The 17,805-nt window shown below is 60.0% G+C and carries 20 protein-coding genes and 1 pseudogene; 15 read left to right on the top strand and 6 right to left on the bottom strand.

From position 1 onward, the window contains the following. Positions 1-69: 69 nt before the first annotated feature. The 3 genes from AC07YV_RS18240 (at position 70) to def (ending at position 1,937) form a co-directional block, all read left to right on the top strand. Entirely contained in the window at positions 70-261 is a 192-nt protein-coding gene (locus AC07YV_RS18240; RefSeq protein ID WP_007974460.1) for a CsbD family protein, read from the top strand. A 177-nt stretch (positions 262-438) separates the two neighbouring features. Further along, positions 439-1,401: a YihY/virulence factor BrkB family protein gene (locus tag AC07YV_RS18235; protein ID WP_102700521.1), complete on the top strand. Its 963-nt coding sequence runs from the start codon at positions 439-441 to the stop codon at positions 1,399-1,401. After that, positions 1,398-1,937 carry a peptide deformylase gene (gene def / locus AC07YV_RS18230; RefSeq protein WP_015096556.1) on the top strand — a complete coding sequence of 180 codons (540 nt, stop codon included), beginning with the start codon at positions 1,398-1,400 and terminating at the stop codon, positions 1,935-1,937. The genes AC07YV_RS18235 and def overlap by 4 nt, the downstream gene beginning before the upstream one ends. A 116-nt stretch (positions 1,938-2,053) precedes the next feature. Here def and AC07YV_RS18225 read toward each other — a convergent pair whose 3' ends face one another. Next, positions 2,054-2,473: a GNAT family N-acetyltransferase gene (locus AC07YV_RS18225; protein ID WP_102700554.1), complete on the bottom strand. Its 420-nt coding sequence runs from the start codon at positions 2,471-2,473 to the stop codon at positions 2,054-2,056. Positions 2,474-2,801: 328 nt separating this feature from the next. On the opposite strand from AC07YV_RS18225, the gene AC07YV_RS18220 reads away from it, so the two are divergent. The 6 genes and pseudogenes from AC07YV_RS18220 to AC07YV_RS18195 all read left to right on the top strand — a co-directional run bounded on the left by AC07YV_RS18220 (position 2,802) and on the right by AC07YV_RS18195 (position 8,320). After that, positions 2,802-3,743 carry a fatty acid desaturase gene (locus AC07YV_RS18220; RefSeq protein WP_102700555.1) on the top strand — a complete coding sequence of 314 codons (942 nt, stop codon included), beginning with the start codon at positions 2,802-2,804 and terminating at the stop codon, positions 3,741-3,743. A 142-nt stretch (positions 3,744-3,885) separates the two neighbouring features. Then, positions 3,886-4,677: a phosphate/phosphite/phosphonate ABC transporter substrate-binding protein gene (locus AC07YV_RS18215; RefSeq protein ID WP_102700522.1), complete on the top strand. Its 792-nt coding sequence runs from the start codon at positions 3,886-3,888 to the stop codon at positions 4,675-4,677. 195 nt (positions 4,678-4,872) lie between these two features. Continuing rightward, positions 4,873-5,421 (top strand): sigma-70 family RNA polymerase sigma factor, encoded by a 549-nt coding sequence (locus AC07YV_RS18210; protein ID WP_102700523.1) that lies wholly within the window; start codon positions 4,873-4,875, stop codon positions 5,419-5,421. After that, the gene (locus AC07YV_RS18205) at positions 5,418-6,431 is read left to right on the top strand and encodes an ABC transporter substrate-binding protein (RefSeq protein ID WP_007974473.1); all 1,014 of its coding nucleotides are present in this window, start codon (positions 5,418-5,420) and stop codon (positions 6,429-6,431) included. Before AC07YV_RS18210 ends, AC07YV_RS18205 begins: the two co-directional genes overlap by 4 nt. 569 nt (positions 6,432-7,000) lie before the next feature. Next, a pseudogene (locus AC07YV_RS18200) lies at positions 7,001-7,774 on the top strand (PAS domain-containing protein); the annotation flags it as partial. Between the two features lie 6 nt (positions 7,775-7,780). Continuing rightward, positions 7,781-8,320, top strand: coding sequence for a methyl-accepting chemotaxis protein (locus AC07YV_RS18195; protein WP_371317820.1), 540 nt, complete (start codon positions 7,781-7,783; stop codon positions 8,318-8,320). Between the two features lie 141 nt (positions 8,321-8,461). Here the strand turns inward: AC07YV_RS18195 and AC07YV_RS18190 are convergent, their stop codons facing one another. Together AC07YV_RS18190 and AC07YV_RS18185 are read right to left on the bottom strand one after the other, a co-directional pair. Then, positions 8,462-8,995 (bottom strand): hypothetical protein, encoded by a 534-nt coding sequence (locus tag AC07YV_RS18190; RefSeq protein WP_102700525.1) that lies wholly within the window; start codon positions 8,993-8,995, stop codon positions 8,462-8,464. Positions 8,996-9,143: 148 nt separating this feature from the next. Next, positions 9,144-9,782: a glutathione S-transferase family protein gene (locus AC07YV_RS18185; protein WP_008052684.1), complete on the bottom strand. Its 639-nt coding sequence runs from the start codon at positions 9,780-9,782 to the stop codon at positions 9,144-9,146. Positions 9,783-10,168: 386 nt separating this feature from the next. On the opposite strand from AC07YV_RS18185, the gene AC07YV_RS18180 reads away from it, so the two are divergent. Further along, the gene (locus AC07YV_RS18180; protein ID WP_102700526.1) at positions 10,169-10,417 is read left to right on the top strand and encodes a DUF6124 family protein; all 249 of its coding nucleotides are present in this window, start codon (positions 10,169-10,171) and stop codon (positions 10,415-10,417) included. A 193-nt stretch (positions 10,418-10,610) separates the two neighbouring features. Here the strand turns inward: AC07YV_RS18180 and gntR are convergent, their stop codons facing one another. Beyond that, complete coding sequence (gene gntR, locus AC07YV_RS18175) at positions 10,611-11,642, bottom strand: HTH-type transcriptional regulator GntR (protein WP_095967915.1); 1,032 nt, start codon at positions 11,640-11,642, stop codon at positions 10,611-10,613. Between the two features lie 215 nt (positions 11,643-11,857). On the opposite strand from gntR, the gene AC07YV_RS18170 reads away from it, so the two are divergent. Continuing rightward, positions 11,858-12,391: a gluconokinase gene (locus AC07YV_RS18170; protein WP_102700527.1), complete on the top strand. Its 534-nt coding sequence runs from the start codon at positions 11,858-11,860 to the stop codon at positions 12,389-12,391. A gap of 81 nt (positions 12,392-12,472) precedes the next feature. Continuing rightward, positions 12,473-13,825 (top strand): GntP family permease, encoded by a 1,353-nt coding sequence (locus AC07YV_RS18165; protein WP_015096544.1) that lies wholly within the window; start codon positions 12,473-12,475, stop codon positions 13,823-13,825. A gap of 179 nt (positions 13,826-14,004) precedes the next feature. Here the strand turns inward: AC07YV_RS18165 and alaC are convergent, their stop codons facing one another. Then, positions 14,005-15,222 (bottom strand): alanine transaminase, encoded by a 1,218-nt coding sequence (gene alaC / locus AC07YV_RS18160; protein ID WP_007974487.1) that lies wholly within the window; start codon positions 15,220-15,222, stop codon positions 14,005-14,007. Between the two features lie 139 nt (positions 15,223-15,361). Between alaC and AC07YV_RS18155 the strand changes: the two genes are divergently transcribed. From AC07YV_RS18155 to AC07YV_RS18145, 3 genes are all read left to right on the top strand, one after another. Continuing rightward, entirely contained in the window at positions 15,362-16,024 is a 663-nt protein-coding gene (locus AC07YV_RS18155; protein WP_102700528.1) for a LysE family translocator, read from the top strand. Between the two features lie 67 nt (positions 16,025-16,091). Continuing rightward, positions 16,092-16,577: a GyrI-like domain-containing protein gene (locus tag AC07YV_RS18150; RefSeq protein WP_102700529.1), complete on the top strand. Its 486-nt coding sequence runs from the start codon at positions 16,092-16,094 to the stop codon at positions 16,575-16,577. A gap of 98 nt (positions 16,578-16,675) precedes the next feature. Next, on the top strand, positions 16,676-17,164 hold the full coding sequence (locus tag AC07YV_RS18145; RefSeq protein ID WP_102700530.1) for a GNAT family N-acetyltransferase: 489 nt from the start codon (positions 16,676-16,678) through the stop codon (positions 17,162-17,164). Positions 17,165-17,300: 136 nt separating this feature from the next. Here AC07YV_RS18145 and AC07YV_RS18140 read toward each other — a convergent pair whose 3' ends face one another. Continuing rightward, positions 17,301-17,786, bottom strand: a complete 486-nt coding sequence (locus tag AC07YV_RS18140) for a GNAT family N-acetyltransferase (protein WP_102700531.1) — start codon at positions 17,784-17,786, stop codon at positions 17,301-17,303. Positions 17,787-17,805: the final 19 nt, after the last annotated feature.

Here is a 17,805-nt window from a genome sequence, read left to right as displayed (position 1 = left end):
TGCAAAAGCCCCCGGTCAACCTTGTGTAACGACTTTTCTTCCCACTGAACTGTTCACAGGAGAATCACCATGGGCAGCACAAGCGATAAAGTCAAAGGCATGGCCAATGAAGCCGCCGGCAACGTCAAGCAGGGCGTCGGCAAGGCCACCGGCAACGACAAGTTGCGTGCCGAGGGCGTGATGCAGGAAAAGAAAGGCGAGGCCCAGCAAGCAGTGGGCAAGGCCAAGGATGCGCTTAAAAAAGGTATCGACGACGCCTGATCCGGCCGTTTAATGAAAACACGAAGCGGCCATCTCGGATGGCCGTTTTTGTGTCAGCCTGAACTTGCATCCTGAAATTGTTTCAAAGTCGCCAACTGGGCTACCTTGATGATAGAAAACGGCCCCTGAGTCGCCACGACTCCAACCCAAATCCGTATGCGGCGAATGGAGACGCGAATGATTTTTCCGGACATGAGAGGCCTGCCCCTGCACCGTGTGATGATGCGCACGGTCACCGAGTTCGTCGCCGACGAGATGTCGACCTATGCCTCGGCGCTGGCCTATCAAATGCTGTTTTCGCTGTTTCCGTTCATCCTGTTCCTGATCGCCCTGATCGGCTTCCTGCATCTGCCGGACTTCTTCTCCTGGCTGCGCCTGCAATCGGAGCTGGTGCTGCCGCCCCAGGCGCTGGAGCAGGTCAACCCGGTGATCGACCAGCTTCAGCAGTCCAAGGGTGGTTTGCTCTCGGTGGGTATCGTGATTGCGCTGTATACCGCATCTGCCGGTGTGCGGCTGATGATGAGCGCGATGAACGCAGCCTACGACGTGGTTGAAGGGCGCCCGCTGTGGAAACGCTTTCCGTTGTCGATCATCTACACCGTCGGCATTGCCGGCATGCTGCTGATCGCCGCTGCGCTGATGGTGCTCGGGCCGCAGGTGATGGGCTGGATCGCTGCGCAAGTCGGCCTCGAGTACTTTATCGTCACGCTCTGGACCATCGCCCGCTGGCCGGTGATCGTGATTCTGCTGATGGTCGCGGTGGCGTTGATCTACTTCGTCATGCCCGACGTTAAACAGGAATTCCGCTTCATCACACCGGGCTCGGTGCTGGCGGTGGTGGTGTGGATCATCGCCTCCCTGGGCTTCGGTTTGTACGTCAAGGAGTTCGCCAACTACAACGCCATGTATGGCAGTATCGGTGCGATCATCGTGCTGTTGCTGTACTTCTACATTTCCGCCGCGGTGTTGCTGCTGGGCGCGGAGATGAACGCGGTGATCGAACACATGTCGCGAGAGGGCAAGGACCCTGGGGAAAAAGTGGCTGGCGAGCATGGTCCCGTCCATGAGGAAAAACACCACGTCTCGGGCTTGGGCCGCGATCACTCAATCAAACCGACCATTGATGAAACCCGATCATGATTCGTGAAATTCTGAAAATGGGCGACGAGCGCCTGCTGCGCATTGCCCCGCCAGTGCCGGCCGAGATGTTCGACAGCCCCGAGCTGTGGCAACTGATCGATGACATGTTCCAGACCATGGAAAGTGTGGGGGGCGTTGGCCTGGCGGCTCCGCAGATCGGCGTCGACCTGCAACTGGTGATCTTCGGTTTCGAGCACAGCGAGCGTTATCCGGATGCCGAAGCCGTGCCGCAGACGATCCTGATCAACCCCTTGATCACACCGCTGAGCCCGATCATGGAGGAGGGCTTCGAAGGTTGTTTGTCCGTGCCCGGCCTGCGCGGCGCGGTGCAGCGTTACCAGCAGATTCGCTACGAAGGCGTCGACCCCAAGGGCGAGCCCATCGTGCGCGTTGCTTCGGGGTTTCACGCACGGGTGGTGCAGCATGAATGCGACCACCTGATCGGCCGCCTGTACCCGTCGCGCATCACCGACTTCAGCAAGTTCGGCTTCACCGAAGTGATGTTCCCGGATCTGGATCCCAACGCCGACGATTAAATCGCCGCAAAACCCTGTGGGAGCGGGCTTGCTCGCGAAGGCGGTTTAACAGTCAAAACTGATGGTGACTGACACACCGCCTTCGCGAGCAAGCCCGCTCCCACGTTCGATCTTCATCAGGCTTGAGAAGGCGCCAACCCCATCGCAATCATCGGCTTGCTGCGCGCATACCGGCTCAACCGTTCAACCATCGCATAAGGCATCGGCGGATCGAACGTAAACCCTCGTCGCTCATAAAACCCGCGCAAGTCCGGATGACAGAACAACCACACCGGCAGCTCGCAATCCTTCACCGCTGCCGCAATCAACCCGGCGGCTATCCCTTGTTCCCGGCACTGCGGATCGACAAACAATCCGGTCAGCCAATGCCCACCGGACACCGGACGTAAACACAGTGCGGCAACTATCTGGTCACGCCGGGCCACCCAGAGCTGCGCGTCGCGCACGGCTTTCATCGACGATTGGTGAGCGCGATAGAACTTGTTCATCAATGGCCATAACGGCTCGTCGAGCAGGGTGTAGTGGGTGTCGGGCATGGTCTCGGACTGTCGGTGGGCAAAGCGGCGATTATAAAAGAACACGCGCGCCGGGATAGGTGTATACCTGATCTCACATCCCCCCGAGTGGAGTACGCATCATGTCCAAAGGTATGGATTCAAAGAAAGCAGACAAGAAAAAGCCGGCGAAAACCGCTATCGAAAAGCGCGCCGACAAGAAAGCCAAGAAGGTCAATGTGTTCGGGCATTGAGCCTGCGCTGACCGATCGCTCCCGCGCAATGCGGGAGCGATCACATTGAAAATAATCTGCAGGAAATCCGGGCGTCGTTGCACAGAAGAGGATTGGTCCCCGATCCGAGCAATGCCATGCCTCATTATTTCGATGCAGCCCACCGAGAAGAAATCGAAACCCTGCGCCAACGCCTCACCGCCCGCACCGAGTGGCCGACCTGGTTGCTGTTGACTGGCGTGTACAGCGCGTGGTTCGCCCTTGTTCTGGCCAGTGATTCATTGGGCCTGTGGTTGAGCACGTTGTTGCTGATTCCCGTGGTGGTGTTGTGGCTGTCGGTGCAGCACGAACTGCTGCACGGTCATCCGACCCGCTGGCCACTGTTGAACAAAATCCTCGGCTACGCACCGTTTGCCGTCTGGTATCCCTACACCTTGTATCGCGACAGCCATTTGCTGCATCACCGCGACGAGGACCTGACCATCCCCGGTCGCGATCCGGAAAGCCGTTACCTGAATGCCGAGCAGTGGCAGGGCAGTTCATTGTTCGAACAAGGCCTGCACTGGTTGAACAAAACCGTACTCGGGCGCTTTCTGCTCGGTGCGCCAATCGCCTTGCTGACGCTGGCCCGGGAAGAACTGCAACGCCTGAAAAGCGGCGAGCGCCAGGCCTGGTTGATGTGGCTCAGCCATGGCGCCTTGACCCTGTTGATGCTGCTGTTCATCGCGCGCTACAGCCTGTTGCCGGTGTGGCATTACCTGTTGCTGGTCAGCGTGCCGGCGCTGTCGATCGCGATGATTCGCTCCTACTATGAACATCGACCTCATGCGGCGCCGGAGCAACGTACCGTGCTCAATGAAGCGGCGTGGCCGTGGCGCTGGCTGTTCCTGAACCTCAATTTCCACCTGGTGCATCACGAGTTGCCGGGGTTGTCCTGGTACGACTTGCCCCGCGCCTATTGGGCCCGCCGCGAGCAATGGCTGGCGCGTAGCGGTGGATTCCTGGTGCAGGGGTATGGGCAGCTATGGCGTGAATACGGCGTAAAGGCCATCGACAGCCCGAGGCATCCGTTTCACTGATTTTTCAATCGCCACTGACCTCCTGTGGGAGCGAGCCTGCTCGCGAAAGCGGTGTGACAGATTGCATGGATATTGACTGACACGACGCCATCGCGAGCAGGCTCGCTCCCACAGGGGATTTTCGTTGCATGGGACTATCTCGATGACCCAACACATCACCGAACTGCTGATGTACACCGCCCCCGACCCCATCCACCAGGCCAACGAACGCTGGCTGGCGCGAATCCTCGAGCACCTGGGCGAAACCCGCGGCGATGCCCAAGGCCTGTCACTGATGGAGATGTGGTTGTCGCCGCATTTGCTGCTCACCCAAACCTGCGGCTATCCGCTGATGACGGCCTTGCGCGGCAAGGTCCGGGTGCTGGGGCGGCCGCGTTACGAGCTGCCGGACAGCAGCGGCGGCGATCACTGCAGTCTGATCCTGGGGCGCGTCGATGATCCGCGCCAGACCCTGGCGGATTTTCGCGGCAGTCGAGGCGTGATCAATGGCCATGACTCCAACAGCGGCATGAACTTGCTGCGCCACCGGTTGGCGCCGTTGCAGCGTGACGGGCGTTTTTTTGCCGAGGTCGGCATCAGCGGCAGTCATCGTGAAAGCCTGCGCTGGTTACGCGAAGGCCTTGCTGATCTGGCGGCCATCGACAGCGTGACATTTGCCAATCTGGCCCGATACGCCGAGGAAGAAGTGACCGGTTTGCGCGTGATTGCCCGCAGTGCATTGAGCCCGACGTTGCCCTACATTACGGCAGCCAGCGTCAGCGATCAGCAGGCTGAAGGGCTGTTGCAGGCGATGAATCAGGCGTTGCACGAATTGCCGGACGTTGCCGACATCCTCGGGTTGCCGCAGGTGCTGCCGGCTAGCGAAAGTGACTATCAGGTTGTGCTCGATTATCAGCGTGAAGCTGAAGGGCTGGGGTATGGGGATTTGCGATAGGGCGCAAATGTCGGGTCGACAGGTCCATTTTTCGCGGGCAAGCCACGCTCCCACAGGGTTTCGGTGTGCCTGTGGTTTAATTCCATAAGAGAATATAAAAATAAGTTTTAAGTATTATTAATGAATAAGGCTCCTTGCTAGGATTCGCCTCACCGGACCACCGGACATTCAGCGACCCCTAACCCAGGAGCCCCTATGTCCGGCGCCGATATTCTTCACCGCAAACACGTGGACGGACTGTTCCGCGCTCATTACCACTGGCTCTGCACACGCCTGCGTCAGTCCCTGAACGATGCCGCCGCTGTCGAAGACATTGCCTGCGAAACCTTCCTGCAACTGCTCCAGGCGCCAAGCCTGACGGCAATTCGTGAACCCCGCGCCTTGCTCACCACCGTCGCCCGGCGTCTGCTCTTTCAGCGTTGGCGTCGAGGTGACCTGGAGCGCCAGTACCTTCAGCAACTGCAACAGGCCGAGCCGATCCACGCCGAATCACCGGAGGACCTGGCTCAACTGTCCCAGACCCTGACCCGTGTGGAGCGCAGCCTTCAGCGGCTGCCCGGCAAAGTGCGCTCGACCTTCCTGCTGTCGCGGATCGACGGCCTGACCTACCCGCAAATTGCCGCAGCGTTGGGTATCTCGCTGCGTTCGGTCAGCGACTACATGACCCGTTCCCAGGCCCTGTGCGACCGGCACAGCGCCAACCAATCCCTGAACCGCCCACTCAAGAACAAGAGGTCCGCATGAGATCGATCAAAACCCTGCTCGGCAGTTCGCTGCTGGCCCTGAGCCTGTTGTCCCACCCGGCATCGGCCACGGAAAAAGCGGCGCCTATCCATTTCGGCGACATCACGTGGGAAAGCGGCAGCCTCATCACCGAAATCCTGCGCCTGATCGTTGAGAAAGGTTACGGCTACCCGACCGACACGCTGCCGGGCAGCACCGTCAGCCTGGAAGCGGCGCTGGCCAAAAACGATATCCAGGTCATCGGTGAAGAGTGGGCCGGACGCAGCCCTGCCTGGGTCAAGGCCGCCGCCGAGGGCAAGGTCTTCGGCCTCGGCGATACGGTCAAAGGCGCCACCGAGGGTTGGTGGGTGCCGGAGTACGTGATCAAGGGCGATCCCGAGCGCGGCATCAAGCCCTTGGCCCCGGAGCTCAAGTCCGTAGCCGACCTGGCGAAGTACAAGGATGTATTCCGCGACCCTGAAGACCCGAGTCGCGGACGCTTCCTCAACAGCCCCACCGGCTGGACCTCGGAAATCGTCAACAGCCAGAAACTCAAGGCTTATGACCTGACCGCCAGCTACGTCAACTTCCGCACCGGTTCCGGCGCGGCGCTGGACGCAGAAGTGGCATCGTCGATCCGCCGTGGCAAACCGGTGCTGTTCTACTACTGGTCGCCGACACCGCTGTTGGGGCGATTCAAACTGGTGAAGCTCGACGAACCGCCGTTCGACGCCGAAGCCTGGAAAACCCTGGCCGACGCCAACAACCCGAACCCCAAAGGCACGCGCTCGATGCCGGCGAGCCTGGCCATCGGCGTGTCGGCACCGTTCAAGGCGCAATACCCGGACCTGGTGACGTTCTTCGAAAAGGTCGACCTGCCGATTGATCTGTTGAACCAGACCCTGGGCCAGATGAGTGAAAAACGGCAGAAACCCCGCGAAGTCGCCGAAGCGTTTTTGCGTGAGCAACCGCAGGTGTGGAAGGGCTGGGTGCCGGGGGAGGTGGCTAGCAAGGTGAGTGCGAGCTTGTAGTTTTGTAGTGCCTGGAAAGTAGCCATCGCGAGCAAGCTCGCTCCCACATTGGATCTGTTGTGCCCACACAACCCGTGGTCAGCAGAGATCCCCTGTGGGAGCGAGCTTGCTCGCGATGCGATTTGAAGTCTTACGCCAATTCGGCAGCCAACGCCGCTTTCACCGTCGGTCGCTGAATCGTTTTTGTCCTCAATGCTGGCCGACTAGTGGCCTTGCAAGCCCAAGGTTGCTGTCTATGATCAGCTGTAACTGGTTATGTCGACCGTGATGAGGCGGTCGACTGGCCGCCAGAGTGCGCAATCAAAGGCACCGACACTTGAACACAGGGAGCTGTCCGCTAAATGGAATTTGATTCGAATCTGTTAGGGCTGGCCCGCATGCGGGCTATCAAGAAAAGGATGTCTTGATGAGCGTGTCGCTGTAAGGACCCTCCGATTGATCATCGTTTATCACCTGACTAGTCCTTCTTTTTGGAGGGATGCGTGTGCCTGCTCCACGGAACGTAGTGGTGGATGTGAAAGACCTGCAACTTTCATCAATCAAAAAATCGCGCGGAAGGTGAAACAACAATGTTCAACCTACATCACAAGGCTGACCTGCTGGAAATCGAACGCTTCAGCTGTGCGCTGACCGAGGCCAACGCCAAGCTCGCGGCGGTGAGTCGTTCGATGGCGATGATTGAATTCACCCCGGACGGCATCGTCATCGATGCCAACGAAAACTTTTGCAGTGCCATGGGTTACAGCGCCGAAGAAGTGCGCGGCAAGCATCACCGGATCTTTTGTGAAGAGCAGTACTACCGCAGCGACGACTACACCAAACTGTGGCGCGACCTGGCGCGGGGCGAGCCGCTGAGCGGGACCTTTTTGCGCTTGCACAAAAGCGGCCGTGAAATCTGGCTCGAAGCCAGCTACATGCCGGTGCTGGGCCCCGACCGGCAGGTCAGGAGCGTGATCAAGGTCGCTACCGACATCACTGCCCGGGTCAACAAGGAACACGAAAACGAAAGCCGACTCGCCGCGATCGGCCGCTCCATGGCCGTGATCGAATTCACGCCCGAAGGCAAGGTCATCAGCGCCAACGACAACTTCCTGAAAACCATGCAGTACTCGCTCAACGAAGTGGTGGGGCAGCATCACAGCCTGTTCTGCCACCGTGCCGAAGCCGAGTCCCAGGGATACCGCAATTTCTGGGCTTCGCTCAACCGCGGCGAATATCACTCCCATCGTTTCGAGCGCAGGAACAAGCAAGGTCAGACGGTATTCCTCGAAGCGTCCTACAACCCGTTGTTCGACGCCAAGGGGCGTTTGTACAAAGTGGTCAAGTTTGCCAGCGACATCACTCACCAGATGACCACCCTGCAAACTGCCGCGGAATCGGCCCACAGCACCTCGGTGCAAAACGACGTCTGCGCGCGCAAGGGTTCCGAAGTGGTGCAGCAGACGGTGCAGATCATCCAGGACATTTCCCGCGACCTGAACGAAGCGGCAGTGAGTATCGATGCCGTGAGCAAACAGTCCGACATCATCGGCACCATCGTGCAGACCATCCGCGGCATTGCCGATCAGACCAACTTGCTGGCACTCAACGCGGCGATTGAAGCGGCGCGGGCCGGTGAGCACGGGCGCGGGTTTGCGGTAGTGGCCGATGAAGTGCGCAGCCTCGCGGCGCGTACCAGTCAGGCGACGCTGGAGATCGTCGAGGTGGTGCGCAAGAACCACGACTTGTCGCTGAGCGCGGTGTCGAGCATGCAATCGAGTCTGAGCCGAACCGGCCTGGGTGTGGAACTGGCGAACGAGGCGGGGGAGGTGATCCTGGAAATCCAGCAGGGCTCACGGCATGTGGTGGATGCGATCAGTCAGTTCAACTCGACGTTGCAACTGAACTAGTCGCACTACAAACCTTGTGGGAGCGAGCTTGCTCGCGATAGCGATTGGACCGTCCCACAAGGGGTGCCTGACAGTCCGCCATCGCGAGCAAGCTCGCTCCCACAGTGTCCCGGGCTTGGGACCTTTTTTATCGCGCAGTGGTTAGAGCGAGGCGAGGAGCTTGTCGACCACCGGACTGCTACCGTTGTCTTTCTCTGCTTGCGCCAATTGCATTTTGTCCTTCATGCGATCGGCAATTTCTTGCGCCACCGCCTGTTGTTTCTCCGGCGGCATGGCTTTCAGGTCTTCCTCGGTAATGCCCATCTCTTTCAGGATACTGTCGCGCAGACGCTCTTCTGGCGTTTTGCTCATGTAGTCCTTGAATTCGGCGGTGGCCGAGCCTTCGCTGAGCCGGGTGGCGTCTGTCGCTTGCAGGTTCACGCGGGTCTTGGCGAACGCTTCGTCGACGTTGTCGCTGATCTTGCTCGCCTCGCTGACGTGCTGCGTGGCGATCCGGGTGGCGGAGTCCTGCACCTGTCGGGTGGCTGTGGTTTGCGCCTGCAGATTGTTTTGCATGGACTGGGCGTTGACCGCCTGCATGCCGCCCTGAAGACCGGCGGCGGCATCGGCGGAGGGCTCGTCACCGGGACGCTTGGGAAGTGGGGTCACCAACGATTGTTTTGCACTGACCAACATGATGAAGAGACCTTGTGGCTAATGGCGGTGCGTGGTCTCAGCAAATAGCGTGCCTCGTGGATTAAAGGCAACAAAATCAAATGGTTGGCGTGATAGTGCTAGCAGGGTTTCGGTCAGCGGTTGCCGCCAGGCGGCAACCTGCGGCCATTCAAGGCAAGCCGTTGCAGCAATGCTTCAGGAAACCGGGGTGTTGCGCCAGGCGTTTGAAATACTCATCGACGGCGGGGTAGTCCGGACGCTCGATCGGGGTCATCAGCCAGCGATTGACGGACAGGCCGATGACGATGTCGGCCAGGGTAAATCGCGGTCCGGCGACATAGGCCTTGGTGGTCGCGAGTTGATGCTCGAGGATGGCCATTTTCTGGTTCCAGCCGCGAATGCCGACTTCAAGGCTATGCGGGTCCTGGAACTCCGGGTCCTTGCGCACCAGCGCCATGAACGGGTATCTCCAGGACGGATTGAGTTCGGTGGCTTGCCAATCCATCCACTGCTCCACCCGAGCGCGGGCGGCCGGTTCGGTAGGCAGCAGCTCGGTATGATGGTGATGATGTTTGCCCACCAGGTAGCGGCAGATGGTATTGGACTCCCATAACACCCCGGCCTCATCGATGATCACCGGCACCTGCGCGTTGGGATTGAACCGGAGGAACTCCGGGCTGTGGGTGGAAGCAAAGCCGCTGCCCCAGTCCTCGCGTTCGTAGGTGATGCCCAGTTCCTCGCAGGTCCACAGGACTTTTCTGACGTTAATGGACGACGCCTTGCCGAGAATCTTCAGTGCATGTTCCATGTTCTGCTCCAGCGAGAATGACGTACAGGCAATTGTAGGTGGTGGCATGTAGGAAGGCGCTGTAGGAGAGCGGCTTCAGATGAATTGTGCAGGTTACGCTTTCTTGCACCCTTGCCTACAACTAAGCCAGAATCCGCCGACTTGTGCGCCTGGTATCCGGACTCTATCGTTCCGTGTCGCTGCAAATTCAGCGATCGGGTTTCGCAGCCCGGGTATCTCTAGACGCATAGCGTCCACCATTCGTGATCACTTCACTTTATGGCGGCTGTGCGTGGGAGACCTTCGGGTCTACCGGGTTCTAGAGTCCCGGTCTGCGACCCGCGTACAGCTGCCACCCTTCGTATCGCAGCGAGACGTGGCAGCTCCATCACTCTAGGAGCATTGCCATGTTCAAACCCACGCCCAACCCCCCACGCAATCCCAGCCCGATGTTCTCCATCTCCCCCGGCATCAATAACGAAACGCTGTTGGCGCACGCCTGCGAGTCACTGGCCTCGGCGAGTGTGATGACCAATGACTTTGCAACGTATCTGGAAGGCAGCCAGCGCAACACGGCACTGGCGATCGCACAGATCATCATGCTGGCGGAACTGGCAGTGAATCGGGTGCTGGATAACCTTGATCCGCAGGATTGAACACTGAGCGAAGGTGAGGGGGCTTTTCTGTGGCGAGGGGGCTTGCCCCCGTTGGGTTGCGAAGCGACCCCAAAAACAGACACTGCGGTCATACAGTTAAACCAAGTGAACTGGATTACGACTGCTCCGCAGCCGAACGGGGGCGAGCCCCCTCGCCACAATGTCCCTTGCCTGACCACATTGATGCAGGGGCTTAAGTGCTCTCCCGCACCTTCAACTCAAACCCCATGTCCTGCACAGGCCTGGCCACGGTGTTGCCGGCCATCAGCGTCAGCATCTGCTCCGCCGCGCGGCGGCCGATGGCTTCGCGTGGGGTGTTGATGCTGCTCAGGCGCGGGACCATGTGCTCGGACATGGGCAGGTCGTTGAAGCCGAGGATCGCCACTTGCTCGGGGATCTTGATCCCGTGTCGCATCGCTTCGAGCAGCGCGCCCTGGGCCAGGTCGTCGTTGCCGAAGAAGATCGCATCGACATCCGGGCGGCTGGCGATCATCTGCAAGAACAATTCGCCCCCCAGGCCGACCGAAGACGGGCGGGGCGTCAGCACTTCCAGCGCCGGGTCGTACAAACCGGCCTTTTGCAGGGCTTTGCGGAACCCCTCGCCGCGCAGCAAGGTGCGCTGGTCCAGTTGCGCGCCAATGTAGGCCAGGCGCTTGCGACCGCGGGACAGCAAGTGTTCGGCCGCCGTTTCGCCGGCCGCCAGTTGCGAGAAACCCACGCAATTGAGCCCGGCCGCACTGTCCAGCTCCATCATGTACACGCAGGGAATGTTGCTGGCTTCGATCATCCGCCGCGAACTTTCGGTGCGGTCGAACCCGGTCAGCAGCAAGCCGCGTGGCTGATAGGCCATGTAGTTGCGCAGCAGGTTTTCTTCTTCATCACGTGAGTAGTGGAAGTTGCCGATCAGCACTTCGAAGCCCTTGGGGCGCAAAACCTGATGAATGGCTTCCAGGGTGTCGATGAACAGCAGGTTGGACAGCGACGGCACCAACACCACGACTGAATGGCTCTGGGCCGAGGCCAGGGCGCGGGCGGCAGGGTTGACGACATAGTTGAGTTCCAGCGCCGCTTTCTGCACTTTTTCCACCAGTTCGGTGGCCACGGTGCTGACGCCACGCAGGGCGCGGGAGGCGGTGATCGGGCTGACGCCGGCCAGTCGGGCAACTTCGTTCAGGGTAGGGCGGCCAGTGGTGCGGGTATTTTTATCGTTCTTGGTTGTGTTCATCGACGGCTTGCCAAACAAAATTCAAGGCACTAAGGTAGCGCTGTCTCGATGCAGCTGCAAATGCGTGAGCGAGGGTTCGCCTGATCCTCGCTTTTTGGTGTTGGGACCTAACCTGCTGCAACCCACAAAATGACAAGAAAGGCGTCGGCAACTTCTGCTTTTGATCTAGTGTCATAACTGGCAAAGGTAGCGCTGTCTGCGCGCTGAGGTGTTACATGAACCATCCCATCACCGCCCTGGTCATCATGGGCGTTGCCGGTTGCGGCAAGACGTGCGTCAGCGAGGCCCTGTGCCAACTGAGCGGCGCTACGGCCATTGAAGGCGACTCTTTCCACCCTGCCGCCAACATCGAAAAGATGAGCGCGGGGATCCCCCTGAACGATGAAGACCGCGCCGGCTGGCTCGACAGCCTGTGCGATGAACTGCGCCGTGTCGACGCCAAGGGCGAGCGCCCGGTGCTGACCTGTTCGGCGCTCAAACACCTCTATCGCGAACGTCTGCGCAGCGCCTTGCCGGGCCTGGGCTTCGTGTTCCTTGAGTTGACCCCCGAGGTGGCCGCCGACCGCGTGTCCCATCGGCCGGGCCACTTCATGCCTTCGACCCTGATCGACAGCCAGTTCGCCACCCTCGAATCGCCTGTCGGCGAGCCGTTGACCCTGGCGCTGGATGCTTCGACCCATAGCGTCGAGCAACTGGCTGCGCAGGCTCATGTCTGGTGGCAGGCGAACGGCCTGAAGCAGGCGGTATGACTGTGCTTGCAAAGACAGCGCTGTCCTCGCGGCTTCTGATTAACCCGCTTTAATAACAACAACAACCAGGAGACACCCCTAATGTTTGGCATGTCCCACGAGACGTTCCTGCTGCTCGATGCAGTGGTCACGGTGATCGGGCTTATCGTCCTGATCACCAAGTTCAAATTGCACCCCTTCCTCGCCCTGATCATCGCCGCAGCCTTCCTCGGGCTGACCTCCGGCATGCCGATCGGCACCATCATCAAGGCGTTCCAGGATGGCTTCGGTGGCGTGCTTGGTTTTGTCGGCATCATCCTCGCGCTGGGCACGATGCTCGGCAAAATGATGGCCGAATCGGGTGGTGCGGATCAGATTGCGCAGACGTTGATCCGCGCCTTCGGCAAGGACAAGGTGCAGTGGGCGATGATGTTCGCGGCGTTCCTGGTCGGTATTCCGCTGTTCTTCGAAATCGGCTTCGTGCTGCTGATCCCGCTGGTGTTCATCGTCGCTCGCCGCACGGGCGTGTCGATCATCAAGATCGGTATCCCGCTGCTGGCGGGTCTGTCCGCGGTACACGGCCTGGTGCCGCCGCACCCGGGTCCGCTGCTGGCCATCGGTGTGTTTGGTGCCGACATCGGCAAGACCATTCTTTACGGCCTGATCGTTGCGCTGCCAACCGCCATCATCGCCGGCCCGATCTTCGGTACGTTCATTGCCAAGCACATCCCTGGTCATCCGAACCAGGAGCTGGTGGATCAACTGGCCCGCGAATCGGATTCTGCCGATCTGCCAAGCTTCGGCATCACACTGGTGACCGTGCTGCTGCCGGTGTTCCTGATGCTGCTCAAGACCTTTGCCGACGTGGTGCTGCCTGATGGCAACATCTTCCGCGCCTTCATGGACCTGATCGGCCACCCGATCTCGGCGTTGCTGCTGGCATTGCTGCTGTCGCTGTATACCTTCGGCTACAAGCAGGGCATCGGTTCCAGCCAGATGATGAAATGGCTCGATGCCAGCCTCGCGCCGACCGCCGCGATCATCCTGATCATCGGTGCCGGTGGTGGCTTCAAGCAGATGCTGGTGACCAGCGGTGTGGGTGACGTGATCGGCCACATGGCGGTGAACGCACAGATCTCGCCGATCCTGCTGGCCTGGCTGGTGGCGGCGGTGATTCGTATCGCCACCGGTTCGGCGACTGTGGCGACCATCACTGGCGCGGGCATCGTGGTGCCGGTGGTGGGGATGATTCCGGGCGTGAACCGTGAACTGCTGGTGCTGGCCACCGGTGCTGGTTCCCTGATCCTGTCGCACGTCAACGACGCCGGTTTCTGGCTGGTGAAGCAGTACTTCAACATGACCGTGGCTGAAACCTTCAAGACCTGGACCGCGATGGAAACCATCCTGTCGGTGGTGGGCCTGGGCTTTATCCTGTTGTTGTCGCTGTTCGTCTAAGCGATTCGACAGACTCAAAAAAACCGCAGCGATGCGGTTTTTTTATGGGTGCTCGACTTCAAGGACTATACAAGACCCTGTGGGAGCGAGCTTGCTCGCGATAGCGGTGTATCAGTCGCCATTATTATTGACTGATACGACGCCATCGCGAGCAAGCTCGCTCCCACAGGAGATATGGGTCAGGTGTTGGATTTGGTGACTAGCCCATCCGCGCGGAACATTCCGCGAATCCCGCGTACGGCCTGGCGAATCCGGTCCTGGTTTTCGATCAGGGCAAAGCGCACGTGATCATCGCCGTACTCGCCAAACCCGACGCCCGGCGAGACACAGACCTTGGCTTCGGCCAGCAGTTTCTTGGCGAACTCCAGCGAACCCAGGTGCGCGTAAGCCTCAGGGATTTTGGCCCAGACGTACATCGACGCTTTCGGGTTTTCCACCATCCAGCCCAGTTCATGCAGGCCCTTGACCAGTACGTTGCGGCGCTGCCGATACTGCTCGGCGATGTCGCGCACGCATTGCTGATCGCCTTCCAGGGCGGCAATAGCCGCCACTTGCAGCGGGGTAAAGGTGCCGTAGTCGTGGTAGCTCTTGATCCGTGCCAGGGCGTTGACCAGTTCCGGGTTGCCGACCATGAAACCGATGCGCCAGCCGGCCATGTTGTAGCTCTTGGACAGGGTGAAGAACTCCACCGCAATGTCCTTGGCCCCCGGCACCTGCATGATCGACGGGGCTTTCCAGCCGTCGTAGACGATGTCGGCGTAGGCCAGGTCGTGCACCACCAGCACGTCGTACTGCTTGGCGAGGGCGATGACGCGCTCGAAGAAGTCCAGCTCCACGCACTGGGCGGTCGGGTTGGACGGGAAACCGAGGATCATCATCTTCGGTTTCGGAATCGAGCCGCGAATCGCCCGCTCCAGCTCCGCGAAGAAATCCACGCCCGGTACCAGCGGCACCGACCGCACCTGGGCGCCGGCAATCACGGCACCGTAGATGTGAATCGGGTAGCTCGGGTTGGGCACCAGTACGGTGTCGCCCTGATCCAGGGTGGCCAGCATCAGGTGCGCCAGGCCTTCCTTGGAGCCGATGGTGACGATGGCTTCGCTTTCCGGGTCGATGTCGACCTCGTAGCGGTCCTTGTACCAGTTGGAAATCGCCCGGCGCAGGCGCGGAATGCCCTTGGAGGTGGAGTAGCCGTGGGTGTCTTCGCGCTGGGCCACCGTGACGAGTTTTTCGACGATGTGCGGCGGCGTGGCGCCGTCGGGGTTGCCCATGCTCAAGTCGATGATGTCTTCGCCACGACGACGGGCGGCCATCTTCAGCTCGGCGGTGATGTTGAAAACGTAAGGGGGGAGTCGATCGATGCGCGCAAAGCGGCGCGGCGAACCTTGTTCGGCCATTGTTGCCTCGGATAACGTAAGCGCCCGGAACCGTCCGAGCGACGCTGGTCACTGCGGTGACCTGTGGCGGAATGTAAGGGCAGCTGTGGCAGACTGTCCAGCCTCAAAGTAAACAAATTTTTCCGAAGGATAGGGTTCGATGGAATTTACCAGCGGCTTCTTGCTGAGCCTTTCGCTGTGCCTGGATATCGGCGTGGCCAACATCGCGATGATCACCCTGGCCATGCAGCGCGGCTATTTCCAGGGCTTTGCCCTGGGCCTCGGGACCTGCGTCGGCGATCTGATCTACGCGGTACTGGCGCTGGCCGGCATGACCGTGTTGTTGCAGTACGAAACCGTGCGCTGGGTGTTGTGGATCGGTGGCTCGGCGCTGCTGGTGTATTTCGCGGCGAAGATGATTTATTCGGCGATTCACCACGAAGCGGTGCTGGCGCAATCGGCCGAGGTGGGGCACAACTCCCATCGCAAAGAATTTTTCCGCGGGATCTTCCTGGCCATGTCGTCGCCTAGCGCCATTCTCTGGTTCGCCGCCGTGGGTGGCACGCTGATCGCCCGTTCAGGTGGCGGTGGCGCCCTCAGCTCCGCGCTGTTTCTCGGCGGTTTTCTCTGCGCGGGGATTCTCTGGTGTGTCGGGCTGTGCTTTGCCGCGAGCCACGGCGGCAAGTTGCTCGGCGACAAGTTGCTGCGTTATTCCTACATGGCATCGGCGGCGATCTTCTGCTATTTCGCGGTCTACGTGATCCTATCGGGTTACAACGAGTTCGTTGGCGCCGGTGCGGTCGAGCCGTTGCACGCCCTGTAACTGGGCGAATCGGGTTTGGCTTCTATACTCCCAGCCGAACCCATTTTTATGCGTCAGGAGTCGAGTCATGGATGAGTTAGCACGCGTCGAACTGACGCAACCGCGCTTCGAACACGGGCACTTCCTGCTGATTGCAGGGCTGGGCGGACCATTCACCCAGCAAACCACCCAGGGTATTCCCGAGCTCTGGGAGAAATTCATCCCGCATATGGGCCATATCCCGGGCCAGAAAGGCGAAGTCACCTACGGCGTCTGCTGCAATTTCGACGGCAAGGGCGGCTTCGATTACATCGCCGGGGTCGAGATCAGCAAGCTCGACGATTTGCCGGAAACCTACCGCTGGGTGGAAGTTCAGCCGCAGCTGTACGCGGTGTTCGAACACAAGGGGCCGCTGGACACCCTGCCGCAAACCTTCCAGTACATCCATGGCACGTGGCTGCCGCAGTCCGGCCACGAGCTATTGGCGGCGCCGGAGTTCGAGCGTTACAGCGAAGACTTCAACCCCAAGCTCAACACCGGCAAGCTGGAACTCTGGCTGCCAATCAAGGCATGACACCTGCCGCGAGAGGCGGATCAGCCGATTCGTCTCTCGATGTCCCACGGCGGCTGATTTATCATCCCCAGCCTTTCCCATGCTGATCCCGAGCCGCCATGAACACCGTCATCCGCAACGTCACCCCCGCCGATCTGGACCGCTGCTTTGCCATCGAAACCCTTGCCTATGAAGGTGATGAAGCCGCGACCCGCGAGAAGATCGCCACCCGCATCGCCACCTGGCCCGAGGGGTTTATCGTTGCTGAAGTGGACGGCGTCGTCGCCGGTTTCATCAACTCCGGTGCGGCGTTTCAGGTGGAAATGTCAGACGAGGCGTTCAAGGAACTGATCGGCCACGACCCGGCCGGGCCGCACGTGGTGATCATGTCGGTGGTGGTGCACCCGGATTATCAGGGGCAGGGCCTGGCCAAGCTTTTGATGGGCGAATTCATCGAGCGTATGCGTGCAATGGGCAAGGTCAGCATCAACCTGATGTGCAAGGAGCGACATATTCCGTTGTATGCCGGGTTCGGCTTTGCCTACGTCAAGCCGTCGGCGTCGGACCATGGCGGCATGGCGTGGCATGAGATGGTGCTGGAACTCTGACCCGACATAGATCCTCTGTGGGAGCGAGCTTGCTCGCGATGGCGGTGTAACATTCAACAAAGATGTCGACTGATCATCCGCTATCGCGAGCAAGCTCGCTCCCACAGTGTTTTTGTGGTGTTGGTGGGGGCCGTGTTCAAAACACCAACCCCATCCGCCGCTCATAACCGATCCGGCCCTTGTACGCCTCGCCGCTGTCGACAAAGCCGAACCTGGCGTACAGGGCGATGGCAGCTTCGTTATCGGCATCCACCGACAGCTCCAGCCCGCGGATTTCCGGCCAGGCCAGGCGCGCCGCTTCGGGCAGCGCTTGCAGGCAGGCCTTGCCGTAGCCTTTGCCCTGGGCGCGTTGATCGACTTGCAGGGCATGCAGGGTGGCGCTGTGTTCATCGGCCCACGCAGGCAATACGGGGGGGCGTTTGAGCAGCAGGAAGGCCACGGGAATGTCTTCGGCCAGCAGGGCAAATCCTTTGACCCCCGGGCCGGGCCTGGACAATAAGGTGTGCAATGCACCGTGGATATCACCGGAGAACTTAATTTGCTCCGGATGAACTTCAATGGCCTCGATCTGCTGGCGCTGCTGCGCATTCAGGCTTTCGTAAGGCACAAGTCGAGCTGTCACGGGAGTGTCCTTTTTCCAA

The organism is Pseudomonas sp. GW456-E7, from assembly GCF_059424105.1.
This window is presented reverse-complemented; position numbering and strand designations above follow the sequence as displayed.